The organism is Variovorax sp. JS1663, from assembly GCF_002157355.1.
In the GTDB taxonomy this organism is placed as follows: Bacteria; Pseudomonadota; Gammaproteobacteria; order Burkholderiales; family Burkholderiaceae_C; genus Variovorax.
Genome location: NZ_LYMK01000031.1, coordinates 67,746 through 84,419, shown reverse-complemented (window position 1 = coordinate 84,419; position 16,674 = coordinate 67,746). Strand labels below are relative to the sequence as shown.

The window sequence follows — 16,674 nt, the reverse complement described above, 5'->3', positions numbered from 1 at the left end:
CCCCCGGCACCACCACCCCCGGGGCCACCACCGCCGGCACCACCACCACCGGGACCGCCGCCACCGGGACCGCCGCCACCGGCACCGCCGCCACCGGGACCGCCGCCACCGGGACCGCCGCCACCGGCACCGCCGCCACCGGGACCGCCGCCACCGGGACCGCCACCACCAGCACCACCAGCACCAGCACCAGCACCACCAGCACCACCAGCACCAGCACCGCCAGCACCGGCACCGCCACCGCCGCCGCCGGCACCACCACCACCGGCACCGCCACCACCGGCACCAGCACCGCCAGCACCACCGTCACCGGCGCCAGCTCCGCCGCTACCACCGCCTCCGCCTCCTGCCGCAAAGACCCAACGATCGTTCTTGCCGACGTTCGAGCCTCCCGGCGCTGCAGGACCCTGCGCATTTCGTAAAGCGGGTTGCGATGGTTGCGCGACTTGGCTTGCCGGTCGCAACACGCAAGGGGTTTCGCCGTAGGGGTTGTAACGGTCACATTGGCTCGAGGGCACCACAGGGCGCGGCGCGGCGGCTTGAGATTGCGGCGCTGCAACAGCTCGCGGCCGAGCTTCGAGGGCATCCGGCCGGGCCTGAGCAGGCCGCGGGGGAGGTGCCGATGCGACACCGAGCGGCTCGCTCCTGCGCTGGGGCTCGCTGCCCATCGACGGTTGCGCTGCGCTGGGCGGCTGGTTGGTTGGTGCCGTCGCGACTGGCCGTGGCGTTTGAGACGCCTTCGCCGGCGGTTGTGCCCTCGCTGTCACGACCGGGCGTGCGGGCGCACGCATGGATTCGGCAGGTGGTGCCGGGTCATCGGCCACCAAAGGGGCCGCGGCTGCCTCCGCCGTCGCAGGCTCGGCCTGCTCGACCCTTGCCTCGACGACGGCAGCCGGCGCCCGTGGTGGCGCCCCGGGCTGCGATGCACCAGCCTCCTCGCTGGGGCTCGGTTGCGGCTCACGAACGATCTCGACCGTTTGCGGCGCTGTCTCGGGCGCCTTGGCCACGGCGCTGCTTTCCGGCGCCGATTTCGATTGCCAGGTGCCCTCACTCGGCAGCGAGAGCGGTGGTTCCTGCGTGGTCGACCGGCCCAGGTACCACAGCACAAAGCCCGCATGCAGCACGGCGAGCACGAGCAGGAGCCATACGATGGAGGTATCGACTCCGGGCGGAACGGGTATCCCCAGGACACGCCGGCTCGCGACGCCTTCGCGCCGCTTGTGCGCGGAAAGCGTGGCGTCTGAGGCAAGCGCCTGCGCCGGCCCCTCGTCCATCTCGTCCCAATCTGGCCCGACTGCACGCAGGGTTCTGGGCGGCGAGAGCTTTTGTGCGCAACGCCTGCAGTACTTGGCAGTGTCCCGGTTGAGGGTCTGGCAGGCACCGCACACCCGCGTCAGTTGGTGCGGCGGAATGGCAGGGCCCGGCGGTTGCCAATCGCTCCAGTCGGGCTGGCCGGGCGTTCTCTCGGGATGGGTGGCGAGGCTTGCCATGGCGGGACCTCCGCGAGGCTATGACACGAACGGAACGAGCATCGTGGCGCCTGCCAGCGAGTTGATCACCACCCAGAACGCCGCCAGGTCCCAGGCGCGTGCCCAACCGTGCCTGGCCAGTCCCGTGCCCGGCTTGGTGACCGACGCGTCGTCCAGGTCGGCCACGTAGTAAGCGGGCAGCTTGTGGTTGCAGCCCTTGCAGAAGTGCGCGGAGCCGAGGTTGATCGTGCTGCAGACCTCGCAGACTTCCGCGGAGACGGCGCCCGTGCGCAGCATCGCGAGGTCGAGCAGGCTGCCGAAGGCGACCTGTTCCGAAGAGCTTCCTTGTCCTATGGTGGTTGCTGTCATGGCTGCTCCTTGACAGGTATGAAGAATTCCTGCGTCAGGCGGCGCGACGCATGAGCCGTTGTTCCGCGACCGCCAGTCTTGCGAACATCAGCAGGGCTTCATCCGTGGGCCCTGGACCCGAGCCTTCGAGATGCCGCCGGAACGCCTCAACGATGCGGGCCTGCACTGCCTTGCGCACTCGCATCGCTGCCATCCAGGCATTGCGCTTTTGCTGAGCTTGCGTGTCCGGGAGCGAGCGCGATGCTCCCCGCACATGACGCGTGCTGGCCATGGGGCGTCTGCGCCCTCGCGCCTTCGGACCCCTCGGGTGCTGTGTGACAGATCTGTGCATGAGTTCAAATTCTGGTTGGGAAAAATTCACATCAAATAATCCCTTTGTCCTATAGTCAGGCGCGCGCCCTTGTAAGACGTGGGCGCGTGTCACTGTCCAGCGCTCATCAGCGGCGAGGGTTCCATGAAGCAAAATTCCTTGCGCGTTCTGTTCGAGATCAGGTTGCGTTGGTCCAACGAAGTCCGGCAGGAGGCGTCCGGCCGCGACGTCGGCCTGTGGCGACCGGACACGCCCCAAAATCGCGACAAGCTCCGCGACGCTGTGGCGCGGGGAAACAGCCTTTATGGCGAGTCAACACACTGGATCGAAAAGCGCCAAGCTTGATGTGCGTGCGCAGGGACGTGCCGGCGCAGCGCAACGAAATGCCGAACGCACGGCCTGGGCGCTGCAAGCCTGCGCGCGCTGCTGCGTCCCGTGGTGCGCCTGGCGCTGACCTTCGGTCTGAAGCACGCGCAGTTTGAAGCCATGCTGCGCGAGCCGCTCATCGACGAGGCGCGCCGCCTGTGGCACGCCAAGGGCGCCGAGCCCAACATCAGCCAGCTGTCGGTGACCACGGGACTGAACCGCAACCGAGTTCTCGGCAGATCGTGACCGGTTGCTATGACTGCTTCGGTGTTGCGCCAGATTTGGAAGGCCTTTTTCCCTGGGTGATGACAGTCACGCCGTTGATGTGAGATGCGGTCGCGACGCCGGCTTCCGTGTTTTTCCTCGCGGCGTCCGCAATTGCTTCCCCCATCAGCCGGAAGGCCTCGGCTTTGCCAATTAGATCAATGATGGACTTTGTACTCATAGCGTTCTCGAGGATTCGCTCCAACTAGACCGCGTCAAGTAAAAGAAGGGAGGGCGCTGACCTTCGCTCGACGACCCGGTAGCCGTTCGCTATGACTTCCGATGAGCCGCGGTGGGGGAGACCCTCCCTGGAGTAACAACGGCTCGGCCTTTGACGACCGTCGCTGTCGCAACGCCCGCTTCTCTGTTTTCGCTTGGCAGCCGATCACAGCCTGTTGCATCAGGGCTAGCCCCTCGGCGCTGCCGACCAGGTTCATGATTGACCTCTTAGCCATCGTGCTCCCCATGAGAAGTGCCGAACAGTTTACGGCTTGTCCGCAGCGGCCTCCTGAAGGGCGCGCAGTTCCATGAGCGCAGACTCACGGATACCGATACGAATGCGGTCGAGCTCGACCGAGAAGGCGATCATGCCCTCAGCAGTCGTGCGGTTCAGCGCACGCGTCGAGGCTCGGCAAGCCAGCAGCCAAGAGAAAATGGGACCATGACCACGCGCTCCATTTCAAATGACGAGTTCGAGGCCAGAATTGCCGAGGTCATGCGCTGGGCAGTCAATGGGCCGGTCTTTATCCTTGACCAACAAGGTGAACCGACGCATGTCTTACTCGATTTTGGCGAGTACAAGCGTCTTGTCGATGGCGACCAGCGAACCGGAGTCGGCGAGAGTTCTTGAGCGCCACCGGGCTCGAATTTCTGCAAAAGATCGGCCGAGTTTTAAATGCACGGGCTTGGCGGGAGTTCAGCAGGATCTGTGAGGCTCCAGGGGTCTTTCCTGGCTGACTTGCCCCGGGTAGGGGGTGCAAGAACAAGTTCGTGAAGATTGTCGACGGGCCTCCGACGGTGACAATTCCCTTGAACGGGGACATTTTCCCTTCAGCGGACGTCGGCGGACTCGCCACGCCGGACTCCGTGGTGCTGGCCATGTTGACAATTTCACTTCAAAAGGCGTGACCTTTTTACTTCAGCGGATGGCTGGGCTCTGGTAGGCGATCTCGACATAGGCCATGGGCTCGACAGTTTCGCCCTCTGGCATGGCGTGTACGAGGAGAGCCTTTTTGCTCTCACGAAGATAGCTCAGAAGGCTCTTTGCTTGTACTCGAACTTCGTGCAAGGGCTCCACGTACTTACTCTCCAGACAAGGTGTTCTCGGACTGATTCACCTGCGACTACGCCAGGACGATGCCCAGGTCCAACAACTTTTCTTCCTTCACAAAGGGCATGCGAACGCCCGACCCGACTTCGACATACCGGCAGTACCGGGCTTGCATCTCGCACGATGATCAGGCCCTCATCCAACGCGTTCACCGCGATGGTGCCGGTGAGGCCGTCCTCGCCGAGCCGCCCGACCTTGTTGATCGTGCGTTTCACGCGGACACTCCTTCCTCCGCCACCGGAAAGAAATCGCGGATGTCGGCGAGCTCAGCGTGCGGTTGCGCGGCCAGATAGAAGGCCTTGAGCTGCGTCGCGTCCGCATAGGGCACGGGCACATTGATGCCAGGCACCAGCCGGCACAGCAGGTCATCGTCATCCAGGTTCAGATGCGTCCTGCAGGCCATCGGCCGATGCGCGTAGATCGAACAAGTGCCGTCCACCAAGAACGGACAGGCCTCGCCGAATGGCCTTGCAGCAAGCATGCGCGCCTCGGCTTCATGCAGTTCCTCGGGCGAGCTTGTTCGATCGAGCTCGATGGCATGCGCCGGCGGCTGCGGCGATCGGCCGATGGCCGCTCCGATCAGGGTGGCCTCCGTGCGCGAGATCATCACGGGAATATGGCAGCAATGCGAGCAGCCGCGGCGGCAGGCCGCGATCCCCTCCAGAGGCTGGGCCCAGGCGGTAGCGGCTCGCTGCAGCCACACCACGCGTTGAGCCACCGACCGCGCGCGCTGAGCGGCATGGATCAGCCTGGTGGCGGATTGGCCATTGCCCTGAAGTCGCTGCAGCTTGTCCTCGGCACGCGCGACCGCGATGGGCCAACGCTTGCGCAGGTCAGATGGCAGGTGATCGATCTCGCGCGGGTCCATAGCGGAGTCATTCACCCTTCCATTCGCGAACGGGCCGATCAGCGACCCCCATGGTGATCTCGATCCCGTCCTTCAAGGCGGCAACCACCATCTCGTCGGGTGCAGCGGACGGCTTGTCCGGCAGGCGCACGACGAGCTCATCGCCTCGGAGTTCGGCCTGAAGAAGACACAGGCCCACGACGGTGTAAGCGCCGCCGGTGCGCAGAGTTTTCGCTTGCTCTGCTAAGCGGTGCACCGGCTCACCGAGATGGGCATCGATTCTCGCGAGCATGTCCCTGTTCACCGGATGCGGTGGCCAGCGAGCAATGTAGTCTCGTACTTGCCTCAAGAAGGCAAGCGTCTCTGCATGTCGTTCGTCACTGGAGAACTGCATCATTTGCGAGCTTCGCGTCGATGTCCTTGGTGCTGATGTCCGCGGCTACCACTGCGCAGGCGCTCTGTCCAACCAGGCTGGCCGCATCTCGCCTGGCTTCTTGTCCAGCGGGCCGCGCTCGGCGTTGCGCCAGGCGAAGGCGTGGACGCGGGTGATGTGCTGCATGAGGGCTTCGCTGTCGCTGGGCGTGAGCCTCAGCCGGACCTCGGTGTTGCCCCCCTCGCCGAGCCGGGCAACGACCGACACGTCCCGGTAGCCGAAGGCCTCGCCATAGGTGAGCAACGTGGCGTCGAACGTACCACCCTCGTGCAGCGGCGCCGGCGTGCCCACGGGCTGCGCCGCGCGCTTGGCATCGGCGCGGACCTTCTCCGCGGCCTCAACGCCCCATCTCCTGGCCAGGCCCTCGAACAGCTTGCTACCCCCCTCGTCAATGATGTCCCCGATGCCCAATTCCTTGGACAAGGCCTCGAACTTCTTGTCGTCGTCGAAGTACTTGTGCACTTCCTGGCGCGAGACCTGCGCATCCATGCGCAGCACGGTCACGCAGTCCTCGAAGAGATCGCCGTCGATCGCGCGCAGGTCGGTGAAATCGAAGGGAAACCGCTGGCCGTTGTACAAGCCGAGCAGGAAGCGCGCGATGTAGCGGCATTGGCCCGAATCCCGGTTGGCCACGGCGAACAGGCGCTGCAGCGCCGCAGCGCCCCTGGTTTCGATGATGTCCCTGTCCACAGCCGCTCCTTGATTGCGTGATGCACGCATGTTAGCAATCAGGAGGGATTCGGCCCGGGGGACCACGAAGCGCTCGTCGGCCGCGGCGAGCAAAGCTGGGCTCGGCGCACGCCGGTGCAGGATCGAGCCTGCCAGGGATGGACCCTACTCCGCCGCGGAATCCGGAGATCCGCGAGCTTTTAGTCCGGAACCTCATCGCTCTTCGACAGCTCAGTGATGCGCTGCAGAACGAGGCCACGCCAACCTGGAAGGTTCGGGTCGACGTCGAATTTGGCCCGCACATCGATCTTGGCCTGAGCCTCGTACTTTCGAATCGCCTCGGGAGTCGGGCCGAGATGGCGTCGTGGAGCCGCCGGCTGGCGCACCGGAAGCGGTGCGCGGAACCGGTGCGGTGGGCCGCCCGAGGCTTCGCGAGCAATCCCCGACTGGCTTATCCGCTGCAGCTTCTCGCGAGCAGGGTCCTGCGCTGCTTCGTGCTCGGCCTCGAGCTGAGCTACCAACTGGGCGGTGTTTTCCTGAAGCATCCGGCGCTCCGCGTCCGTGAGCCGACGACCGTCTGAAGAGCTATAGGCCGGGTTGCCGCCAATCGCACCTCCGAACAGCCGCTTGAAGCACTCGGATCCAAGTACCTGCAGCGATCCGTTAATGGACACCACGTGGATCCGCTTGTAGACGGCGTGACCACAGCCGTTCGCCTGGCAGGCGATCCGCGCCTCGGGCGATACCTCGACGATTGCCAACAGCCGATTGCTCACGCGAACCCCCTCCGGTCAGAGCCGCGGCCCCCGCGGCGAATGAAAGCGGCATGCTACTGGGCTTCGCTCCTGCTCAGCGCTACGGAGGTCGATCTGGACGTCGTGCGTCTGGCGGCGTTGAACACGAACCACTGGCTGACGCGGTCCAGCACGAGCACGAAAACGGCCCCTTCGTCCTCATGCGCACCTCGTCACCCACCATTTGGCGTCGAGCCTCCTGGGGAAAAAGCATCCCCCAACTGATGGAGGCGGGAGGCCCGTGTCGGCATGGATAGTGCGATCCACCCGCTATGGACATGGACAGGATCTCCCAGATGCATTGGTTCAGCGCCCAGCACTTTGGCCTCGAACTGGATCCGACGCGCAGCAGGCCGATAGTCCACCTGGTCTTCGCCGGCGAGCTCAAGCACCACCTCATCCGCAAGGATGGCTCACTGAGGCGCCGGAAGACGGCTCTGCCGAAAAGCAGCCCCCACCAGCGCCTGGGGTTCCAGCTGCTCGTCGAGGAATCGGGAGGGGCAGCGTTCGCGGACCTCTACCTGGTCGGCCAGGGCGAAGGCAAGCCACGGCTAGACCTGGCTCCTTTCTTCCTGGCGTTCGCGTGGATGGCTCCAACCATGTCAGCAGAACCAGCTCCCCAGACCGGTCTGCCAGACATCCTGGTGGTCCCCAGGGACCTGCTCACGGAGCGGGAGGTGACCATGAGGAGCATGGCCCGGGAGCTGGGTTTTGCGATCCATTGCCCGGCAGATGGTTTCGTCGCCCACATCCATCACGCGACCTACGTGGGAATCGCGCTGGACAATGTGCTCCGGGACCCCCATAACCAGGGGATCGACTGGACGCAGGGGAGCAATCTCGGCTTGCTTTCCAGCCTTGTGGCGTACCACGTGACCAGGCATGCTGCGCAGTCCGATGCCTTGCGCGCTCGCCAGCGTCTTGATCGTCGCAGCCCGGCGGTTCGGCGGGAGGTCCCGAGCCATTGGCTTGAGCGGGTTGGCAAGCAATATAGGGAATGCAGGCTGAACCCGATGTCATGCGCCACGGATCCAGCTGCCACCAGCCAAGCCGCGGCGGACCGTGCGGACCTGCCGCCGTGCCAGGATCCGCTGCGCCGGCGAATCGCTTCGGCGTAGGAGCAAGTCCGAGATCTGTGCATCCGAAGCGATCCGCGCGCGCCGATCCGCGATCGATCTCTCCGAGATCGAGATCGGCACTATCGACGCCTGCGCGATCAGGCGCTACTTCGAAGACTCGTCTCTGCTGATCTTTGGGACAACGCGCAACTCCGGCGTCCTGCGCTCTGGGGGTGGCATCGGGCGCCGCCTCGTTTGTAGGGTGAGCGTGAAGTCCATGGACCTGTGCGGCAGTGGCTCCAGGTCGGGGAAATCGTTGGCGTCAATCACGGGCTTCCTGCAGGCCTCGGCCATGGTCTGGACGGCCGCCAGGATCTCGGCAGGATCCTCGCCGGCGACGGTGAAGATCGGAAAATGGCTGTGGAGCGAGCCGTCGTCGTTGTAGAAGACCTTGTGCAACTCCAACGGTGGATCCCCCTCAACATACATGCTGATCAAGATCAGACGGTACTCCCAAGTCCTCACGGGTTTCCTTTTGGTGATGGAGCCGCCATCATCGCGGATCGCGCAGACGCCGTCTAACGAGACGGCAGATCGTCTCGTAACGCCCGAAGAAGTTGGCGTTGATGCCGTGTGACATCGCGATCTTGGCCACCGACGCTCGGCCCTGCCGGCCCTCTCACCCCACCGCTTCACGCATTGCTGGAGGCTCTTGGCGGGCCTATGCCAAAACGATGCCCAGGTCCAGCAAGTTCTCCTCCTTCACAAACGGCATGCGCAAGCCCGATCCGACTTCGACATAGCGCATGTGGGGACTGGCATCTTGCGCAATGATCAGCCCTTCGTCCAGCGCGTTCACCGCGATGGAGATCATGCAGTTGTCCTCTCCGAACTCTGGGTTCCCAAGGCGGACCCCGTCCGTACATTGCCGAAGCAGGAGGTCGGGTGTAGAGCCGCACCATAGGGATGCCGCGTACATCTCGCGGCCTGGGAGAGCGGTGAGAACGATTCGCCAGTTGGCGCCAGGCGATTCGCCGGGCGGCTCAGCGATGGCCTGAAGGCGATTGCTCAGACCCACGCGCAGGTAGTCCTTGCCAACCGGATGCCCCTGGCGAGCAAGCTCCTGTACCACGGCGATGCCCCGCTCTGCATCTGCGCCGCCATAGGTCCCGTCGATGTCCATCCCAGCGAGATTCAGGCGGCAGTTGGTGATGACCTCCTCGAGCTGTGCATCGGACTCCATATCGAGTCGCGGAAGGCGCCGCTCGAAATGATCGATGGCCTGTGCGAACCACGATGCAGCGCGTGTTCCGTGGTCGCCCGTCCGCCCCTCGCCTGTTAGCCAGAGAAGAACGTTCCCCGCGTTGAACATTCCCTTGATCAGACCCATCCGGGCAGCCTGCTCGTAGATCTCCACGGCTCCGGGCCAATCCTTTTCACCAGTGATCAGGCCGTCCCGAACGATGGGGCAGAAGTTCACATGCGCCGCGGCTTGCGTTCGCGGCTCCCCGTCATAGGCCATCGCAATTTTGTAGTAACGCGCGGCCGCCTTGTAGTCGGCGCGCGTCCTCGCCGCTTCCATCAAATGGTTGGCCGCGTTGTACGCGAACTCATGGAAACCGCTGTCCACCGCCTTGAGTCGCAGACGGAGCAAAGCAGGCGTGACATGGTCCGCCAGGACGGCAGTTCTGTCGACGTATGCGATCGTCGCGCCGAGGAACCTGCGCTCGATCGACCGCGACGACCGATCCAGCGCCTCGGACGCCAGCTTGGCCGCCTGGTCGAACCTGCCTTCATCGATGGCGTCGAAAACCGCGCGCAGCTCGCGTAGAGCCGTCTCCGACAGCTTTGGCCTGGGCACGATGATCGGCGTCGCAGATTCGAGCGGACTGGGGAGAGGGCGCTTGGTCACTGAAAGATCCTCTCCGCTTCAGAAAATCGACCGGAGCCGCGTCGCCAACGGCACGACGGGCGCCTCGCAGACGTCCCGCGCCGGCGACGTTCTCGACGGTTGCGGCGCGTCTGACTGGAGGAGGGCGCGAGCCTCGGCTCGCGCCAGACGTTGCTCCAATACACGCTTCTCATCCGCGGCCCGCCGCAGAGCCTTTTCGGCCTTGACCAACTCCGACTGAAGGCCGTCCTGTTCGTCAGTGATGAGGTCCAATTCTTCGTCGCGAACTCGCACATCCTCCGTTCGTAGCCTGGCCAGCGAAACGACCTCGCTTGCCCAATTTCCCTGCGCATCCCGCAGCAGGTCGATGGCCTCTTCACGGTCCATTTCAGAAGCTGGTTCACCTCTGGCAGAAATGAGGTCCGCCGCCCGGGCCATGAGGGTCTCGGGATGGTCATTCCACTTCAGAAAGTCCACAGTGGCCTGGAGAATCTTCGTGAGCGATTTCAAATCGTAGATGGGGCTCCACTCCTCCTCGCCGGTGATCACGAAGCAAGCTCGGGCACCCTCACGATTTCCACACAAGGCAAAGCAGGTGTCAGGTGTGTTCGGCGACACGAGCCCGACGAGCCAGGCCCCAACAAGCAGATGAGGATCGTCGGCGAACGCACGGTCAATCGGCCGATAAGAAATGCCCTCGACGCTATCGAACTCTTCAATGATGGAGTGCGGGACAAGGCAAAGGCCTTCGCTGTCGTCCGAAAGCAGGTGCAAGTGGCTTGGCACGGGGTGCGCGAAGCGTAGCCCCATCTGCGTCGCGTCGTTGATCGATGCCACGAGGTCGTTGATGGGCCCGCGCACTTCGCCGAGCTGTTCCACAAGATGCTTTAATTCCTCCGTGGGCGCCGGCGCGCGAGTTGAGCCATTTAGAAAGAGGGCGATCGCCTGAGCGGAGGCCTCGCCATTCAAAAATGCCCATCCCGCTGCCTCTTGCCTGAGCTGCTTCTTCTGGTGCTCTGCGGCGCGCAGTCGTGCCTGCTTCTTCCGCTTCTCTCGCGCGCGCTCTTTGGCTGGATTTTTCTTGCTCATGACTTAGCTCATGCTGGCGGTGAGATGTGAGGGCAGCCACCCAACGACAACAACCTGGTCCTCATCGTCCCAGGTGAAATAGATTCGCATCGTAAAGCGCGGGTCGCGCGCGGTTCCCCGGCAGAGATGGTGGTTCAGGAAGCGTCTGCGCCCCTTCCATCGCACGAAGTATTCCTCGCCAGCCTCGCCTGCAATGCTGCGGTCCACCGATCGCTTGTAGTCGACGCCGACCTCGGCGCATCTCTGCGTGAAATGAGCGTGAGCAATCTCGCCGCTCTTCAGTCTGGGGTACTCGTTGGCCAGGAGTTCCAGCGCGTCAAAGACATGTTGCGGCGCGTGGTACTCCGACTTCTTTGCGGCCGCAATGGCGCGGGGGAGAACGACGATCTGATCGCAGTGCTCGGCCGTCCAGTCCTCCAGTCGTCCAAGCGCCATATTCGCTCCGGCTCGGCAGCCGGTTGAATCGGCCCGGTACCGGCGGTGCTCAACGCCTCGATTCGCGCGCGATCGGCGGCCCGCTCAGCACGATGCGCCTTCACCTGCCTCTTGGCCAAGTCCCGCCAATAGGACACATCCTGCTGGAGCTGCTCGCGCGACGCAGCATCGTCGGAGAAGAACGTCTCTGCGTCGCGCATGTACACCTGGCAAAGCTTGAGGAAGGTCGGCTCGGTGCGCGGCTCGTAGGGCCGCAGGTCGAAGCGGTCGGCCACGGCCGCCTGCCAGGGCGAGGGAGGGGCGTCGTCAACGCCAAGAATGCGGCGCCAGAAGGCCACTGGATGCTCGCAGCCAGGATGGGCGACCCCGGCCTCCCAGACTTCGCCGCGGCCTCGATCGATCACCTCGCAGGCAAAGAACGACTCCGCCATGCTGCGGGCCCACCTGACGCTCATGATGTCACCGGCGCTCTCCCCGGCGCCCTCTGCGGGCAGTTCAGGCAGCGCCGCATCCGCCGCCTGCAGCGCCAGCCACAAGCCCTCGATCGCCTTGTTTGGATCCGCCTGGATCAGCTGAATGCATTCGGACAATTGCACTATCCCTCATGAAAATAGAACGGTACTCCCCCGTGCCTAACGTCGTCTACTGCGGGAACGCGAGTTTCATGCACTCTGGAAACTCGGGCGATACCTCGACGATTGCCAACCGCCGATTGCTCATTTGAGCCCCCTCCGGTCAGCGCCGCGGCGCCCCGCGGCGAAAGAAAACGACATGCTACTGGGCGGCTGGGCGCCTTCCCTCCTGCGCTACATCCGTGAGAGCGGAACGTGCCAGAAAACGTACGAGGACGACCTGGCCGTCTCCTTGACCAGGTGCGTCTGGCGGTCGTTGAACACGAACCACTGGCCGGGCGCGGTTCGATGGGACTGCCGGCCCTGTTTGAAGGTCAGGCCATCGTTGGCCAGCACGAGCACGAAGACGGACCCTTCGTCGTCCTCATGCGCATCCGTTCCGTGGGTGCTGTACACACGCGAGCGCTGGCCTGGCGTCCGAACGAAGCCGAGCTCGAGCAGCGCGCCGGCGGGAAACAGCGGCTCGCACAGCCGCATCCAGGCGGCGTCCGGCAGCCAGACCACACTCTCGGCGCAGAACTCCTCGGCCTCGGCTTGCGCATAGGCGAGGGCACCTGCCTCCCGCGCGGCGCCGGCCACCTCATCCGGCAACACGATTTGCCCCTGGATGGCGCCCCATGCGAACTCCGTCGCGCGAGCGCGCCTCGCCGCGGCGCCGGCCATTGCGTCAATCGTCCTCATCGTCCAGAAGGCGGCCGGCCTCGTTCTTGAGCACGTTTCCAGCTCGGTAGTAGCCCATGAAGGTCTCCGCCTTCTTGTGGCCGGTCAGGAGCATCGCCTTGATGGCGGGGATATCCTGGCTGCCGGCCTCGGTGACGAAGCCCGAGCGCAGCGAGTGCGCAGAAAACTGCCCCGGCAGCCCCGCGAGCGCGCAGCGCCGCTGGACGATCTTGCGCACAGCCTCGGGATCGAGCGCGTCCGCGGTCACCTTGCCGCCCTTGCGCAGGCGCCGGAAGATCGGACCTTCGGAGATGCCGCTGAGCGCGAGCCACTCCCGCAGGGCCTGCGCCGCCTTGCCGGAGACCGGCTTGTGGTTGGACTCGTCGTCCTTGGCCTCCTGGTTCGCCTTGGACCGCCCGAGCACGTAGACGAAGCCGCGCGCGCCGTGGTTGTGCAGGTTCTCCATGGTGGCGGTGGTGACCTCGGAGCGGCGGCGCCCGCCGCTGGCCCAGGCGAACAGGAGCAGGGCGCGGTCGCGCTTGCCGCGGGGCGACTCGTCGCAGGTCGCCAGCACCGCCTCGAGAGGTTCCCTCGTGAGTGCGGACTGCTTGTGCGCGCGCACCCCCCGATCGGCATAGCCGCGGCGCACGTTCTTGAGCAGATCGCGCACGCCCGGATGGTTGCAAGGGTTGTCCATGTCGGGCACCACCTGGTGCGCCTTGGACAGTACGGCGATGCGATGCACGAGCGTGTTCAGCGCCAGGGGGCCGAGTTTGCCCTTGTAGCGTTGGGCCACCAGCTGCTGATCGATGACGGGGGGCAGGTCGTGGACGAGCTCCTGCTGCGGCGCCGCCGGGCCGCCCGCTGCGCGGTGGACGCGCTTCCTGGTCGTCTTCACCGGCCCGGCCTCCACCCCGTCCTCCGCCCGGCGCTGCGCATGGTCGACGATGAACTGGACGACCACCGGAATCGGGACCGGCAGGTGCAAGGCCTGGCCGTAACGCGCGCCATACCAAGCGGCCCAGTAGCGCATGGCGCCGGCGTAGGAGGCCTGCGTGTTGGCCGACTGGCCCTGACGCGTCACCTCGCGCACAGCTTTCTCGGTCAGGCGGGACAGCGCGCCCGGGTCCAGCAGCGCATGGCCGGCGCTGAGCGGGACGGGCGCGGGGGGTGGCGGCGGCGCTATTTTCATTTGTTCTCTTACGTTATGTGTATGGTATACTATTTCATACCAATTGATAAGGCCGGGTAACCCTCCTTTATCCAGCCTAATATAGCCCGAAAGCCAGCCCCATGCCAAATGAAAGTTCGACCGTCGTTGCGACTCGGCCCGCCGCTCGGCGCGGCCCCCGCGGCGTGCAGCTCGAGGACGTCCTGGCCGCCGCCGATGCCCTGGTGGCCCAAGGTGTGAAGCCCACCATCGAGCGGGTGCGCCAGCACCTGGGCGGTGGCTCACCCAACACCGTGAGCCCCATGCTCGACGTCTGGTTCGAGCGCTTGCCGGCACGCCTGATGGGTCGCCCACGCGAACCGGACGAGGCGGAAAAAGTCCCGTTGGTCCTCATGCAGCTGTGGGAGGCCGCCCGTCGCGAAGCTGACCAGGTGCAGATCCAGAAGTCCGAGGCGGTGCGGCGCCAGCTCGAGCTCGAGCGCGCCGCCATCGCCCAGAAGGAAGCCGATCTACTGCAGCGCGAGCGCGCCTTCGAACAGGCCCGTGTCGCCCTCGATGAAGCCCTCGCCTCATCGCGCCAGGCCGTGGCCGCCATGGAAGCGCAGATGCACGCCCGGCACCAGGAAGCGGCTCGCCTCCTTGGCGACTCGGAGGCCGAGGTACGCCGGCTTCGCAAGGCCCTCGAAGTAACGCTGAAGAGCAAGGAGGATCTGCGCGAGAAGGCGGCAACGGACCTGGAAGCCAAGCAGCGCTCCGCAGCTGACGCCGAAGAGCGGCACCTGGCCCAGGAGCGACGCCTGCTCTCGGAAATCGATCGCGAGCGAATGGCCACGCGCCAGGCGAACGCGGAGCTCGCCAAGGAACAAAAGGCGCGCGCCGCCGAATCGGAAGCATCCCGCACCGCCATGGCCACGGCGCAGCAACGCCTGCACGAGGAGCAATCGGCCCGCCGAACCGACGCGGCGTCCTGGGCGCGCCAGCTGCTGGAGGCCGAGGTCCAATTGGCGGCCCGGCGCGAGCGGGAAGCCGCCGCCGAGCAGCGCGTTGCCGATCTCGCCTCCCAGCTGCAGCGCCAGGCGGAACAGTCCGATCGCGAGATCACGCAGCTGCGAGAGAGCCATGCCGCCGCGGCGGCCGCGCTTCGTCAGTTGGAGACCAAGGGAATCGGCGAGGAAAAGCCGCAGGGAGCGCGCGCCAGAAGGTCGCTCAAATGAGCCCATACGGATCAACAGCGCAGGGCTCGTGTAGTCCCATGGCAGCTTGGAACGGAGGCCACCAACCCCGCCCGGATCGACTGATTTGATCAAGTTGCCCAACTTGATCAATCCGCCTACCATCGCGCCATGAAAGCCCTTCGCGAAATCACCGCCTCGGACGCCAAGACCAGGCTCGGCGAGCTGCTGGCATCGCTGCCTGGTGAGGGTGCGGTAACCATCACGCGCAACGGCCGTGCCGTGGGCGTTCTCACGGCCGCCGGGCCCAGCGCCGGCGCCGAGTCGCAGAACCGGCTTCAACTCGAGCTGATCTTGGGCCTGTATGCGAAAGGGACCGTGACCTGGGCGGAGCTCGCGCGCTCGACAGGCCTGGCCTATGGCGAGGTCCTGGTCGAGCTGGGCAAGCGCGGCTTGCCCTTGCCGCGCGTCTCCCCGAAGCGCCGACCCGAGCAGGACGCTCTTTTCGAGCAGGCGTTGAGCGGCGGCAAATGAAGTCCCTCGCTCTCATCGTCACGGATTCCGGCCCCCTGATCACACTGGCTGCCGGCGCCGCGCTCAACGCCCTACTCCTCCCCGGCCTGCCGGTGATCATTCCCGACATGGTCCGGTTCGAAGTCATTCGCGATCTGGACAAGCCGGGCGCGCGGGAGGTGGCCGAATGGATCCGGGCCAACGAGCCTCATCGTGTGCGAGTCGCGAGCACTGAAGTGTTCGAGGAGTTCGAGGTGCTGCGTGGCGTGAACCCTTTGACCAAGACGAAGGATCGCGGGGAGCAGGCCGCTGCCGAGGTTCTCGCGCGCGAGCTCGAGAACGCCGACTTTGGCGCCATCCTCGTCTTCGAGGACAGCATGGTGCGCAAGCAAAACTTCCTCGTTCGCCTGCCCGATGACGTTGCGGTGACCTCGACTTCAGAGTTCCTCTTCGGCCTTCAGCGCCATGGAAAGCTCGCCGATGCGCAAGCGATCCTCGATCGCGCGGTTGATCTGCGAGGCAACGAGATTCTGCAGAGGCATCTGCGCTTCTCCGGAGACGAGGCAGTGGCCGACGAAGATTGGCCGGAGCGCATCGCCCCGAATGGGTGAGGCCGATCCCTCGCAATGAACCCAGCCTGCTTGCCACCTCGCGAGGTGGTCTCTGATGAAGGAACATGCGCCCGTGGGTGATCACGTCCTGGAAACTCTCCTGCTTTCGAAGGCCGTCGAACTCGAACGGGCTCTGGGAGTCATGCTGGAAGCCGATGCGCGTCAACAGGGCCTGAAGTCGCAGCACCCAGCGATCTATGACACCTCCTTCCACGCGGCCGGCATCACGCAGCACATCCAGTGCATCTCCACCCAGATTGAGAGTCTGCTCACTCAGGCGGTCGAGCAGACCGCCGGCAAGCTTCCGGTGAGCGAGAGCTGGCACCAGGACCTCATTCATCTTGCGAGCACGGCAACGGATGATCGGGAGCCACTCCTTGACGCCGCCGGCGCGAAGTGCTTGAAGGAAGCGCTTGAGTTTCGGCACATTGCGTGGTCCAACTACGCCGGAGATCTGAATCCTCCGCGCGTCTTCGAGCACATCGCCATCACGGTCGCCCCCGTCAAAGCCGCAGTAACCGGCGTAAGGCAACTCTTCGATTCTTCGGCCGCGCCATAGGTAGGCCCCTTTGCGCCGTCCTGGGACAATCA

General features: G+C 65.0%; 23 protein-coding genes. 9 read left to right on the top strand and 14 right to left on the bottom strand.

What is annotated here, in order from left to right:
* The 3 genes from A8M77_RS35480 to A8M77_RS35475 all read right to left on the bottom strand — a co-directional run.
* Positions 1 to 334 (bottom strand): hypothetical protein (locus A8M77_RS35480; protein WP_192871668.1); only part of this gene is annotated, 334 nt, incomplete at its 3' end.
* Positions 335 to 1,508: 1,174 nt separating this feature from the next.
* Positions 1,509 to 1,838: a hypothetical protein gene (locus A8M77_RS23615; RefSeq protein ID WP_086923948.1), complete on the bottom strand. Its 330-nt coding sequence runs from the start codon at positions 1,836 to 1,838 to the stop codon at positions 1,509 to 1,511.
* Between the two features lie 34 nt (positions 1,839 to 1,872).
* Positions 1,873 to 2,109 (bottom strand): hypothetical protein, encoded by a 237-nt coding sequence (locus A8M77_RS35475; RefSeq protein ID WP_143694740.1) that lies wholly within the window; start codon positions 2,107 to 2,109, stop codon positions 1,873 to 1,875.
* 183 nt (positions 2,110 to 2,292) lie between these two features.
* Between A8M77_RS35475 and A8M77_RS35470 the strand changes: the two genes are divergently transcribed.
* Both A8M77_RS35470 and A8M77_RS36195 read left to right on the top strand, forming a co-directional pair.
* Positions 2,293 to 2,493 (top strand): hypothetical protein, encoded by a 201-nt coding sequence (locus A8M77_RS35470; protein WP_143694739.1) that lies wholly within the window; start codon positions 2,293 to 2,295, stop codon positions 2,491 to 2,493.
* Positions 2,494 to 2,586: 93 nt separating this feature from the next.
* Positions 2,587 to 2,760: a hypothetical protein gene (locus A8M77_RS36195; RefSeq protein ID WP_158100983.1), complete on the top strand. Its 174-nt coding sequence runs from the start codon at positions 2,587 to 2,589 to the stop codon at positions 2,758 to 2,760.
* Between the two features lie 7 nt (positions 2,761 to 2,767).
* Here A8M77_RS36195 and A8M77_RS35465 read toward each other — a convergent pair whose 3' ends face one another.
* A complete protein-coding gene (locus A8M77_RS35465) occupies positions 2,768 to 2,959 on the bottom strand; it encodes a hypothetical protein (protein ID WP_143694738.1) in 192 nt (63 codons plus the stop codon).
* A 480-nt stretch (positions 2,960 to 3,439) separates the two neighbouring features.
* Between A8M77_RS35465 and A8M77_RS23610 the strand changes: the two genes are divergently transcribed.
* Both A8M77_RS23610 and A8M77_RS36190 read left to right on the top strand, forming a co-directional pair.
* Positions 3,440 to 3,628, top strand: coding sequence for a type II toxin-antitoxin system Phd/YefM family antitoxin (locus tag A8M77_RS23610; RefSeq protein WP_086923947.1), 189 nt, complete (start codon positions 3,440 to 3,442; stop codon positions 3,626 to 3,628).
* A gap of 140 nt (positions 3,629 to 3,768) precedes the next feature.
* A complete protein-coding gene (locus A8M77_RS36190) occupies positions 3,769 to 3,906 on the top strand; it encodes a hypothetical protein (protein WP_158100982.1) in 138 nt (45 codons plus the stop codon).
* A 413-nt stretch (positions 3,907 to 4,319) separates the two neighbouring features.
* On the opposite strand, the gene A8M77_RS23605 is transcribed toward A8M77_RS36190, so the two are convergent.
* The 4 genes from A8M77_RS23605 to A8M77_RS23590 all read right to left on the bottom strand — a co-directional run bounded on the left by A8M77_RS23605 (position 4,320) and on the right by A8M77_RS23590 (position 6,833).
* Entirely contained in the window at positions 4,320 to 4,976 is a 657-nt protein-coding gene (locus A8M77_RS23605; RefSeq protein WP_086923946.1) for a YkgJ family cysteine cluster protein, read from the bottom strand.
* 7 nt (positions 4,977 to 4,983) lie between these two features.
* On the bottom strand, positions 4,984 to 5,352 hold the full coding sequence (locus A8M77_RS23600) for a hypothetical protein (protein ID WP_086923945.1): 369 nt from the start codon (positions 5,350 to 5,352) through the stop codon (positions 4,984 to 4,986).
* Positions 5,353 to 5,394: 42 nt separating this feature from the next.
* Positions 5,395 to 6,078: a DUF7673 family protein gene (locus A8M77_RS23595; RefSeq protein WP_086923944.1), complete on the bottom strand. Its 684-nt coding sequence runs from the start codon at positions 6,076 to 6,078 to the stop codon at positions 5,395 to 5,397.
* Between the two features lie 179 nt (positions 6,079 to 6,257).
* Positions 6,258 to 6,833 (bottom strand): hypothetical protein, encoded by a 576-nt coding sequence (locus A8M77_RS23590; protein WP_086923943.1) that lies wholly within the window; start codon positions 6,831 to 6,833, stop codon positions 6,258 to 6,260.
* A gap of 296 nt (positions 6,834 to 7,129) precedes the next feature.
* Here A8M77_RS23590 and A8M77_RS23585 point away from each other — a divergent pair, with 296 nt between their 5' ends.
* Positions 7,130 to 7,969, top strand: coding sequence for a hypothetical protein (locus tag A8M77_RS23585; protein ID WP_143694737.1), 840 nt, complete (start codon positions 7,130 to 7,132; stop codon positions 7,967 to 7,969).
* Positions 7,970 to 8,074: 105 nt separating this feature from the next.
* Here A8M77_RS23585 and A8M77_RS23580 read toward each other — a convergent pair whose 3' ends face one another.
* The 6 genes from A8M77_RS23580 to A8M77_RS23555 form a co-directional block, all read right to left on the bottom strand.
* A complete protein-coding gene (locus A8M77_RS23580) occupies positions 8,075 to 8,374 on the bottom strand; it encodes a hypothetical protein (RefSeq protein WP_143694736.1) in 300 nt (99 codons plus the stop codon).
* A gap of 256 nt (positions 8,375 to 8,630) precedes the next feature.
* Entirely contained in the window at positions 8,631 to 9,821 is a 1,191-nt protein-coding gene (locus A8M77_RS23575) for a sel1 repeat family protein (protein ID WP_086923940.1), read from the bottom strand.
* A gap of 18 nt (positions 9,822 to 9,839) precedes the next feature.
* Entirely contained in the window at positions 9,840 to 10,889 is a 1,050-nt protein-coding gene (locus tag A8M77_RS23570) for a hypothetical protein (RefSeq protein WP_086923939.1), read from the bottom strand.
* A 278-nt stretch (positions 10,890 to 11,167) separates the two neighbouring features.
* Positions 11,168 to 11,920, bottom strand: a complete 753-nt coding sequence (locus A8M77_RS23565; protein WP_086923938.1) for a hypothetical protein — start codon at positions 11,918 to 11,920, stop codon at positions 11,168 to 11,170.
* A gap of 210 nt (positions 11,921 to 12,130) precedes the next feature.
* The gene (locus tag A8M77_RS23560; RefSeq protein ID WP_086923937.1) at positions 12,131 to 12,619 is read right to left on the bottom strand and encodes a hypothetical protein; all 489 of its coding nucleotides are present in this window, start codon (positions 12,617 to 12,619) and stop codon (positions 12,131 to 12,133) included.
* 4 nt (positions 12,620 to 12,623) lie between these two features.
* Positions 12,624 to 13,808 (bottom strand): site-specific integrase, encoded by a 1,185-nt coding sequence (locus A8M77_RS23555; RefSeq protein ID WP_086923936.1) that lies wholly within the window; start codon positions 13,806 to 13,808, stop codon positions 12,624 to 12,626.
* Between the two features lie 101 nt (positions 13,809 to 13,909).
* Between A8M77_RS23555 and A8M77_RS23550 the strand changes: the two genes are divergently transcribed.
* From A8M77_RS23550 to A8M77_RS23535, 4 genes are all read left to right on the top strand, one after another.
* Positions 13,910 to 15,001: a DNA-binding protein gene (locus A8M77_RS23550; RefSeq protein ID WP_086923935.1), complete on the top strand. Its 1,092-nt coding sequence runs from the start codon at positions 13,910 to 13,912 to the stop codon at positions 14,999 to 15,001.
* A gap of 129 nt (positions 15,002 to 15,130) precedes the next feature.
* Entirely contained in the window at positions 15,131 to 15,493 is a 363-nt protein-coding gene (locus tag A8M77_RS23545; protein WP_086923934.1) for a type II toxin-antitoxin system Phd/YefM family antitoxin, read from the top strand.
* Positions 15,490 to 16,083, top strand: coding sequence for a hypothetical protein (locus A8M77_RS23540; RefSeq protein WP_086923933.1), 594 nt, complete (start codon positions 15,490 to 15,492; stop codon positions 16,081 to 16,083). The genes A8M77_RS23545 and A8M77_RS23540 overlap by 4 nt, the downstream gene beginning before the upstream one ends.
* A 55-nt stretch (positions 16,084 to 16,138) precedes the next feature.
* Entirely contained in the window at positions 16,139 to 16,642 is a 504-nt protein-coding gene (locus tag A8M77_RS23535; RefSeq protein ID WP_086923932.1) for a hypothetical protein, read from the top strand.
* Positions 16,643 to 16,674: the final 32 nt, after the last annotated feature.

Coding starts and splice junctions, on each gene's coding strand:
- A8M77_RS23570 (WP_086923939.1), bottom strand. CDS start 10,889: ATGAGCAAGAAAAATCCAGCCAAAGAGCGCGCGCGAGAGAAGCGGAAG.
- A8M77_RS23550 (WP_086923935.1), top strand. CDS start 13,910: ATGCCAAATGAAAGTTCGACCGTCGTTGCGACTCGGCCCGCCGCTCGG.
- A8M77_RS35470 (WP_143694739.1), top strand. CDS start 2,293: ATGAAGCAAAATTCCTTGCGCGTTCTGTTCGAGATCAGGTTGCGTTGG.
- A8M77_RS23535 (WP_086923932.1), top strand. CDS start 16,139: ATGAAGGAACATGCGCCCGTGGGTGATCACGTCCTGGAAACTCTCCTG.
- A8M77_RS23600 (WP_086923945.1), bottom strand. CDS start 5,352: ATGATGCAGTTCTCCAGTGACGAACGACATGCAGAGACGCTTGCCTTC.
- A8M77_RS23540 (WP_086923933.1), top strand. CDS start 15,490: ATGAAGTCCCTCGCTCTCATCGTCACGGATTCCGGCCCCCTGATCACA.
- A8M77_RS23615 (WP_086923948.1), bottom strand. CDS start 1,838: ATGACAGCAACCACCATAGGACAAGGAAGCTCTTCGGAACAGGTCGCC.
- A8M77_RS23585 (WP_143694737.1), top strand. CDS start 7,130: ATGGACAGGATCTCCCAGATGCATTGGTTCAGCGCCCAGCACTTTGGC.
- A8M77_RS23560 (WP_086923937.1), bottom strand. CDS start 12,619: ATGGCCGGCGCCGCGGCGAGGCGCGCTCGCGCGACGGAGTTCGCATGG.
- A8M77_RS23610 (WP_086923947.1), top strand. CDS start 3,440: ATGACCACGCGCTCCATTTCAAATGACGAGTTCGAGGCCAGAATTGCC.
- A8M77_RS23545 (WP_086923934.1), top strand. CDS start 15,131: ATGAAAGCCCTTCGCGAAATCACCGCCTCGGACGCCAAGACCAGGCTC.
- A8M77_RS23555 (WP_086923936.1), bottom strand. CDS start 13,808: ATGAAAATAGCGCCGCCGCCACCCCCCGCGCCCGTCCCGCTCAGCGCC.
- A8M77_RS35465 (WP_143694738.1), bottom strand. CDS start 2,959: ATGAGTACAAAGTCCATCATTGATCTAATTGGCAAAGCCGAGGCCTTC.
- A8M77_RS35475 (WP_143694740.1), bottom strand. CDS start 2,109: ATGGCCAGCACGCGTCATGTGCGGGGAGCATCGCGCTCGCTCCCGGAC.
- A8M77_RS23605 (WP_086923946.1), bottom strand. CDS start 4,976: ATGGACCCGCGCGAGATCGATCACCTGCCATCTGACCTGCGCAAGCGT.